Genomic DNA, 7,035 nt, shown 5'->3' with positions numbered 1-7,035 from the left:
GACGCCACGGCGTCCCCGACCGCCTCGGCGCCCGAACTGCCGCGCGGTGGCCGGGAGTTCTTCCCGCGGTACCGGCTGTTCGGCTACTCGGGCTACCCGGGCGCGAAGGCCCTCGGACGCCTCGGCATCGGCGACATCAACGAGCGCATGACCGAGATGGAGGAGCGCGGCCAGCCCTACCGCGCCGGACGCGAGCTCATGCCGACCATGGAGCTCATCGCCACGATGGTCCACGGCAAGCCCGGCAAGGACGGCATGTACCGCACCCGCGTCGACGACAAGATCATCCAGCAGTGGCTGGACGTGGCCCGCCAGCACAAGGCGATCCTGCTGCTGAACATCCAACCGGGGCGCGCGAAGTTCATCGACGAGGTGAAGTACTACGAGAAGTGGCTGAAGGAGCCCGACGTCGGCCTCGCGCTCGACCCCGAGTGGGCCGTGAGCGAGGGCCAGCGGCCAGGGTCCGTGTTCGGGCACGTGACCGGCCAGGAGCTCAACGAGTGCGCCGAGTTCACCAGCAAGATCGTGACCGACAACAACCTGCCGGAGAAGGTGTTCCTGTATCACCAGCTCCACGTGCAGATCGTCACCGACGAGACCGCCCTGAAGCCGCACCCGGGGCTGGTGTACATCAAGTCGATCGACGGGATCGGCTCGGAGAAGATGAAGACCGAGACGTACAACGTCATCGTGAAGCGGACGCCGGAGTACGTCCACAAGGGGTTCAAGCTCTTCTACGAGGAGGACTCCAAGGGCAAGTGGGTGCTCATGACCCCCGAGCAGGTGATGGCCCTGACGCCGCAGCCGGAGTACGTGCTGTTCGAGTAGCCTCCTCCCACCGGCCCGACCGAAGGATCACCGATGCCCCGCACCCTGTACCTCACCGGCGACCCCGACGCCGACGGGCTGCTCGCCACCGACGCGAACGCCCTGCTCATCGGGATGCTGCTCGATCAGCAGGTCACCATGGAGAAGGCGTTCTCGGGGCCGGCGGTGCTGGCCGAGCGGTTGGGCGGACGCCTCGATGTCGCGACCATCGCCGCGATGGATCCGGGCGAGTTCGTCGCGCTGTGCTCCCGGACGCCCGCGATCCACCGGTTCCCGAAGGCGATGGCCGAGCGCGTGCAGAACCTCTGCCGCATCCTGGTCGATTCCTGGGACGCGGACGCCGCGAACCTGTTCGCGGCGGCGTCCACCGGGCGGGAGCTGAAGAAGCTGATCGGCGCGCTGCCGGGCTTCGGCGAGCAGAAGGCGCGAATCTTCGTCGCCCTGCTCGGCAAGCAGTGGGGCGTCACGCCCGACGGCTGGCGCGAGGCTGCCGGCGACTTCGGTCAGGACGGGCACCGGTCCGTCGCCGACATCACGTCGCCGGAGACCCTGCGGCTCGTCCGCGAGCACAAGAAGGAGATGAAGGCGGCCGCGAAGGCGTCCAAGGGGTAGCGGCGCTGGACGGTTGTGCAGCAGATTGCGGGCCGTCCTGGGCGACGGAACAATGTGGCGCATGCTGATCGTGCACTGCAATGTCCAGGTCGTCGACGGCGGCGCGGACGCCTTCATCGCCGCCAGCCTCGCCAACGCCGAGGCCAGCCGCCAGGAGCCGGGGGTGCAGGTGTTCGACCTGCACCGGTCGGTCGACGACCCGAACCGGTTCGTGCTGGTCGAGCAGTACGCCGCCGACGACGACCTCGAGTACCACAAGACGCAGGAGCACTACCTCACGTGGCGCGAGGCCGTCGCCGACCTGATGGCCGTGCCGCGCGTGACGTACAAGTTCCACCCGTACGAGGGCTGACCAGCCCCGCCCTCGCCTCACGGGCGGGCCATCACGCCCGCAGATCGAGGCCCAGGTCGAGCACCGGCGCGGAGTGCGTGAGCCCGCCCACCGAGACGTAGTCGACGCCCGACGCCGCGACGGACGCGGCGTCCGCCAGCGTCAAGCCCCCGGACGCCTCCGTCCGGACGCCCGCCGGCCGGCAGAGCCGCACGGCCTCGCTCAGCTCGTCGGGCGTCATGTTGTCGAGCAGCAGCAGGTCGGCCCCCGCGTCGATCGCCTCCCGGACCTGGGGGAGCGTGTCGCACTCCACCTCGACCGCGACCCCCGGGGCGACGCGGCGCACCGCCTCGAAGGCGGCGCGCACCGATCCGGCCGCGGCGACGTGATTGTCCTTGATGAGGGCCGCGTCGCCGAGCCCCATGCGGTGGTTGACGCCCCCGCCGCAGCGCACCGCGTACTTCTGCAGCACGCGCAGCCCCGGCACGGTCTTGCGGGTGTCGCGCACCCGCGCCTGCGTGCCGGCGAGCGCGTCGGTCCACGCGGCCGTGGCCGTCGCCACCCCGGAGAGCTGCCCGAGCAGGTTCAGCATGGTCCGCTCGGCGGTCAGCAGGCAGCGCAACGGTCCGCTGACGGTGAGCACGACGTCCCCCGGACGCACCCGGTCGCCGTCGGCGGCGACCAGGTCGACCGTGACGTCGGCTCCCTGGCGGGCGGCGAGGGTCTCCACGACGAGCGCGGCCACCGGCAGGCCCGCGAGGCAGCCGGGCTGGCGCGCGACGACGTCGGCCGTCCCGGACGCCTCGGCCGGCAGCGTGGCCTCGGTGGTGACGTCGGGGCCCCAGGCGAGGTCTTCGTCCAGGGTGCGCTCGACGACGGCGAGCACCTCGTCGGCGGGCAGTCCGGCGCGGGCCAGCGCGTCGACGACGGGGCGGGAAGCGATGGTGGTCATGCGGCGTCCTCTCGAAGGTCGGCGGGCAGGTGCGTGCTGAGCGGTTCCCAGTCGCGCTGGGGGCCGTCGTCGCCGAGGCGCCAGGTGAGGCGGCCCAGCCAGTCGGACGACGGCTCGGGATGATCGGCGCGGCGGTGGCAGCCGCGCGACTCGGTGCGGCGCAAGGCCGCGGTCGCCACGAGGGTGGCGACGGTGTGCAGGTTCGTTGCGTCGAGCGCGGCGTGCCCGAGCGGCCCCCGGGACGCCTCGGCTCGCGCGAGCGCGGCGAGCGCGTCGGTGAGGCCTTCTTCGGTCCGGTAGACGGAGGCGCCGGCGTCCATGGCCGCCCGGACGTCCGCCACCACGCCCGCGGCCAGGCACGACCCGGACGCCCGCCTCGCCGGACGCCCCGCCTCGAGCGCGAACCGGTCCCCGACGAGCAGCGCGCCCGCCCGATCTCCCGCGACCAGGGCCTCCGTGATCGAGTTGGACGCCAGGCGGTTCGCCCCCTGGACGCCCGTCGCCGCGACCTCGCCGACCGCGAACAACCCGGGCAGACTCGTGCGCCCGTCGAGGTCGGCGGCCACGCCGCCGCAGTGGTAGTGCGCCCCCGGACGCACTGGGATCGGCTCGCGCACCGGGTCGACCCCCCGCTCGCGGCAGAGCGCGAGGATGCCCGGGAACTGCCGCTGCCAGCGCTCCTTGCCGAAGCCGGTGGCGTCCAGCAGGCAGTGGGACGCCCCCGTCGCGGCCATCCGCGCCTCCAGCGCCGCCGACACCACGTCGCGCGGCGCGAGGTCGCCGAGCGGGTGGACGCCCGCCATCACCGGACGCCTGCCGGCGTCCAGCAGCCGCGCGCCCTCGCCGCGGACCGCCTCGGAGACGAGGACGCCCCGGTCGCCGACCCGTCGGAACCCGTCGGGAACCACGAGCAGCGTCGGGTGGAACTGGACGAACTCCACGTCCCGCACCGCCGCCCCCGCCCGCCAGGCGGCGGCGAGGCCGTCGCCCGTCGCCACGGGCGGGTTCGTGGTCGTCGACCACGCCTGCCCGACGCCCCCGGACGCCAGCACCACCGCCGCCGCCTCGATCTCGCCCAGCCAGCCGTCGGCGTCCAGCACCCGGACGCCGCAGCAGGCGCCGGAGGCGTCCGTGAGCAGGTCGACGAGCCGCGTCCGCGTGGAGACCCGCACCCCGGACGCCGCCGTCGCGCCGGCCAGCGCCTCGGCGAGCGCGCGCTCGACCTCGGCGCCGCTGCCGTCCCCGTGCGCGTGCAGGATGCGCCGCGTACGGTGGCCGCCCTCCAGATGCAGGTCGAGCCGGCCGGAGGCGTCCCGATCGAAAGACGCACCCAGCCCGATGAGCCGCCGGACGGCGTCCGGGGCTCCCAGGACGAGCTGCCAGACGGCCGCCGGGTCGCAGAGCCCGGCGCCGGCCTCCAGCGTGTCGGCCACGTGCTGGCCCGGCGAATCGGACGCCGACCACACCGCCGCCAACCCGCCCTGAGCCCACGCGGTCGCCGTGTCGGTGACGCCCGCGCGCGTGACCACCTCGGTCGCGAGCCCCGCCTTGGCGAGGCGGAGCGTCGCGGCCAGGCCGCCGGCACCGGTGCCGACCACCACCACGTCCGTGCGGCGCCGCCATCGGGGTGCCGGCGCGGCCAGTTCCCTGAGCATCCGCATGCCGATCACTCCCCGCCGCCCGGACGCCCGATCGCGACCATGCGCTCCACCGCACGCCGGGCGCGCTCGGCGATGGCCGGGTCGACCCGGACCTCGTCGACGCCCTCACGGAGGCTCCGCAGCAGCTTCGGCGGCGTGTTCTGCTGCATGTACGGGCAGGCAGCGCGGGGGTTCACGGGCACGAAATCCGTGCCCGGGGACGCCTTGCGCAACTGGTGCAGCATGCCCACCTCGGTGGCCACGAGGACGCGGCCCCCGTGCGTGGCCCGCGCCTGATCGAGCATGCCGCCGGTGGACAGGATGTGCGTCCGCTCGGCGGGCAGCTCGCCCCGCCCGGCCAGCCAGAGGGCCGACGTCGTGCAGCCGCACTCGGGGTGGACGAAGAGCTCGGCGTCGGGGTTGGCGCGCACCGTGGCCTCGAGGTCGGCCGGCGAGATGTCGGCGTGCACGTGGCACTCGCCCAGCCAGACGTGAATGTTGTCGCGCCCGGTCATGCGGCGCACGTGCGCCCCCAGGAACTGATCGGGGCAGAACAGGATCTCCCGCTCGGCCGGGATCGACTGGACGACCTCGACCGCGTTCGACGACGTGCAGCAGATGTCGGTTTCGGCCTTCACCTCGGCGGTCGTGTTCACGTAGGAGACCACGACGGCGTCCGGATGCTCGGCCTTCCACGCGCGGAGCTGGTCGGCGGTGATGGTGTCGGCCAGCGAGCAGCCCGCCGTGGCGTCCGGGATGAGGACGCGCTTGCCGGGGGAGAGGATCTTCGCGGTCTCGGCCATGAAATGGACGCCGGCGAAGACGATCGTCGACCTCGGGGACGCCGCGGCCAGCCGCGAGAGGGCGAGCGAGTCGCCGACGTGGTCGGCGACGTCTTGGATCGCGGGGAGTTGGTAGTTGTGGGCGAGGATCACGGCGTCCTGCTCGGCGGCGAGGCGCCGGACCTCGTCGGCCCACGCGCCGTACTCGGCGTCGCCCCAGGTGCGCCAGGCGTCGGGCTCGGCGACGGCGGGCCGTGCGGTGGTGTCGGTCATGGTCCCTCCCGGTTTTCGTTCGGTAGTCGAAAAGTAGTTGAAGCCTACCAGGCGAAAAAGAGGTTTGATAGCGTTTCGTTGATGTTCGAGCCTGTCCGCGACGGCCAGGGGGCCGCGCTCTTCCGCCATGAGGCGCTGGGGGTCGTCCTGCGCGTCCGGGGGGTCGCCGAGCGCGCCGCCGAGTTGACCGTGCTGCTGCGTCGGCGGCGCCGGGCCCCGTTCGCGGGGGTGTGGGCGCTGCCCAGCGGGTCGGTCGAGGCGGACGAGTCGGTCGGGGCGTCCGTCCGGCGGCACCTGGCGACGCGCGTCGATCTCGCGGAGATCGCGCACCTCGAGCAGTTGGAGACGCTCAGTTCCCCCGGGCGCGACCCCTCTCAGCGGACCATCGCGACCGCCTACCTGGGCCTCGTGCCGTGGACGAACGACCCGCAGCTTCCCGAGAACGCCGCCTGGCACCCCATCGCGGAGCTGCCCGAGACGGCGTTCGACCACGCGGCCGTGATCGGGCACGGCATCGCCCGGCTCAGGGCCAAGCTGTCGTACACCAACATCGCGTTCGCCCTGGCCCCGGCCGAGTTCACGATGGCCGAGCTGCGCGCGATGTACGCGGCCGCGCTCGGGCACGAGGTCGCGGTGACGAACCTGCAGCGCGTGCTCGAGCGGCGCGGCCAACTGGAGGCGACGGGGGAGCACCGTCCGTCGCAAGGGGGTGGGCGTCCGGCGGGGCTGTTCCGGTTCACCAGCCAGGAGTTGGAGGTGACCGACCCGTTCGCGACGCTGCGTCCGGCGTCCCGGCACCACGGCATCGAACGTTGACGCAATCGAACGTTAACGCAGACGCCCCTCCGTAAGGGTGACAGCCAGGGACTCGCGCACGCGGTAGCGTCCCTGAGTATGTACCTGACCACCCTTGGTCGGGCTCCCATCAAGGGGTGCCGACGCGAACGGGTCCGCGAGGTGACGGTGGACGCCGCCGGCCTCGCCGGCGACCGCTCGCTGGCGTTCGTCGCCGACGGCATGGCGCTGCGGACCATGGCCAACCCCGAACTGCTCGCGTTGCGCGTGTCCGTGACGGGATGCGAGGTGCGGCTGACGCTGCCCACCGGGGAGTCCGCGACTCAATCAATCGGCCCGGGGGAGCGGGCCCTCATCGACTACTGGGGACGCCCTCTCCCGATGGCCCTGCAACCCGGCCCCGTGTCCGACTTGGCGTCCGAGCATCTTGGACGCCGCGTCCTGCTCGGATCCATCCGCCCGCCGTGGCGGGCGATCTACGCCAACCCGGTGAGCGTCGGGCTCACGAGCCGCTTCGCGGAGCTGGGGTGTGAGAAGGACGCCGAGCGGTTCCGCTGCAACCTGGTCGTCGACGACTCCGACGACCCCGTCGGGGAGGCGGCCTGGGTCGGGCGGAGCATCCGGATCGGGGACGTCGTCCTGTCTCTCGCGAAGCGCCTCGAGCGCTGTGTCGTCATCGACCGCGACCCGATCACCGGCGAGCGGGACCGGAGGCTGTTCGCCGAGCTCGGGGCGTCCGGGGATCCCTGGGTGGCGCTGGGCGCCGAGGTGACGAACCCCGGCGTCCTGCGGGTCGGCCAGCCGGTGGAGTGGCTCTGACGC

General features: G+C 73.0%; 8 protein-coding genes. 5 read left to right on the top strand and 3 right to left on the bottom strand.

The features are described 5' to 3' along the window. From WMJ97_RS13680 to WMJ97_RS13670, 3 genes are all read left to right on the top strand, one after another. Nucleotides 1–828 (top strand): hypothetical protein (locus tag WMJ97_RS13680; protein WP_347349559.1); only part of this gene is annotated, 828 nt, incomplete at its 5' end. 33 nt (nucleotides 829–861) lie between these two features. Next, on the top strand, nucleotides 862–1,440 hold the full coding sequence (locus tag WMJ97_RS13675; RefSeq protein ID WP_347349558.1) for an HhH-GPD-type base excision DNA repair protein: 579 nt from the start codon (nucleotides 862–864) through the stop codon (nucleotides 1,438–1,440). 61 nt (nucleotides 1,441–1,501) lie between these two features. Beyond that, the gene (locus WMJ97_RS13670; protein WP_347349557.1) at nucleotides 1,502–1,792 is read left to right on the top strand and encodes a putative quinol monooxygenase; all 291 of its coding nucleotides are present in this window, start codon (nucleotides 1,502–1,504) and stop codon (nucleotides 1,790–1,792) included. Between the two features lie 31 nt (nucleotides 1,793–1,823). Here WMJ97_RS13670 and nadC read toward each other — a convergent pair whose 3' ends face one another. The 3 genes from nadC to nadA are packed head-to-tail and all read right to left on the bottom strand — an operon-like array spanning nucleotide 1,824 to nucleotide 5,418. Next, on the bottom strand, nucleotides 1,824–2,723 hold the full coding sequence (gene nadC / locus WMJ97_RS13665) for a carboxylating nicotinate-nucleotide diphosphorylase (protein WP_347349556.1): 900 nt from the start codon (nucleotides 2,721–2,723) through the stop codon (nucleotides 1,824–1,826). Then, entirely contained in the window at nucleotides 2,720–4,384 is a 1,665-nt protein-coding gene (nadB, locus tag WMJ97_RS13660; protein WP_347349555.1) for an L-aspartate oxidase, read from the bottom strand. Before nadB ends, nadC begins: the two co-directional genes overlap by 4 nt. 5 nt (nucleotides 4,385–4,389) lie before the next feature. Then, nucleotides 4,390–5,418: a quinolinate synthase NadA gene (nadA, locus tag WMJ97_RS13655; RefSeq protein WP_347349554.1), complete on the bottom strand. Its 1,029-nt coding sequence runs from the start codon at nucleotides 5,416–5,418 to the stop codon at nucleotides 4,390–4,392. Between the two features lie 81 nt (nucleotides 5,419–5,499). Here nadA and WMJ97_RS13650 point away from each other — a divergent pair, with 81 nt between their 5' ends. Further along, nucleotides 5,500–6,234: an NUDIX domain-containing protein gene (locus tag WMJ97_RS13650; protein WP_347349553.1), complete on the top strand. Its 735-nt coding sequence runs from the start codon at nucleotides 5,500–5,502 to the stop codon at nucleotides 6,232–6,234. Between the two features lie 78 nt (nucleotides 6,235–6,312). Continuing rightward, nucleotides 6,313–7,032: an MOSC N-terminal beta barrel domain-containing protein gene (locus WMJ97_RS13645; protein ID WP_347349552.1), complete on the top strand. Its 720-nt coding sequence runs from the start codon at nucleotides 6,313–6,315 to the stop codon at nucleotides 7,030–7,032. Nucleotides 7,033–7,035: the final 3 nt, after the last annotated feature.

The sequence above is a fragment of the Nigerium sp. genome (assembly GCF_039811905.1).
Classification (GTDB): Bacteria; Actinomycetota; Actinomycetes; order Propionibacteriales; family Propionibacteriaceae; genus Propioniciclava.
The sequence above is the reverse complement of the archived record's forward strand: the minus strand, read 5'-3'. Positions and strand labels throughout refer to the sequence as shown.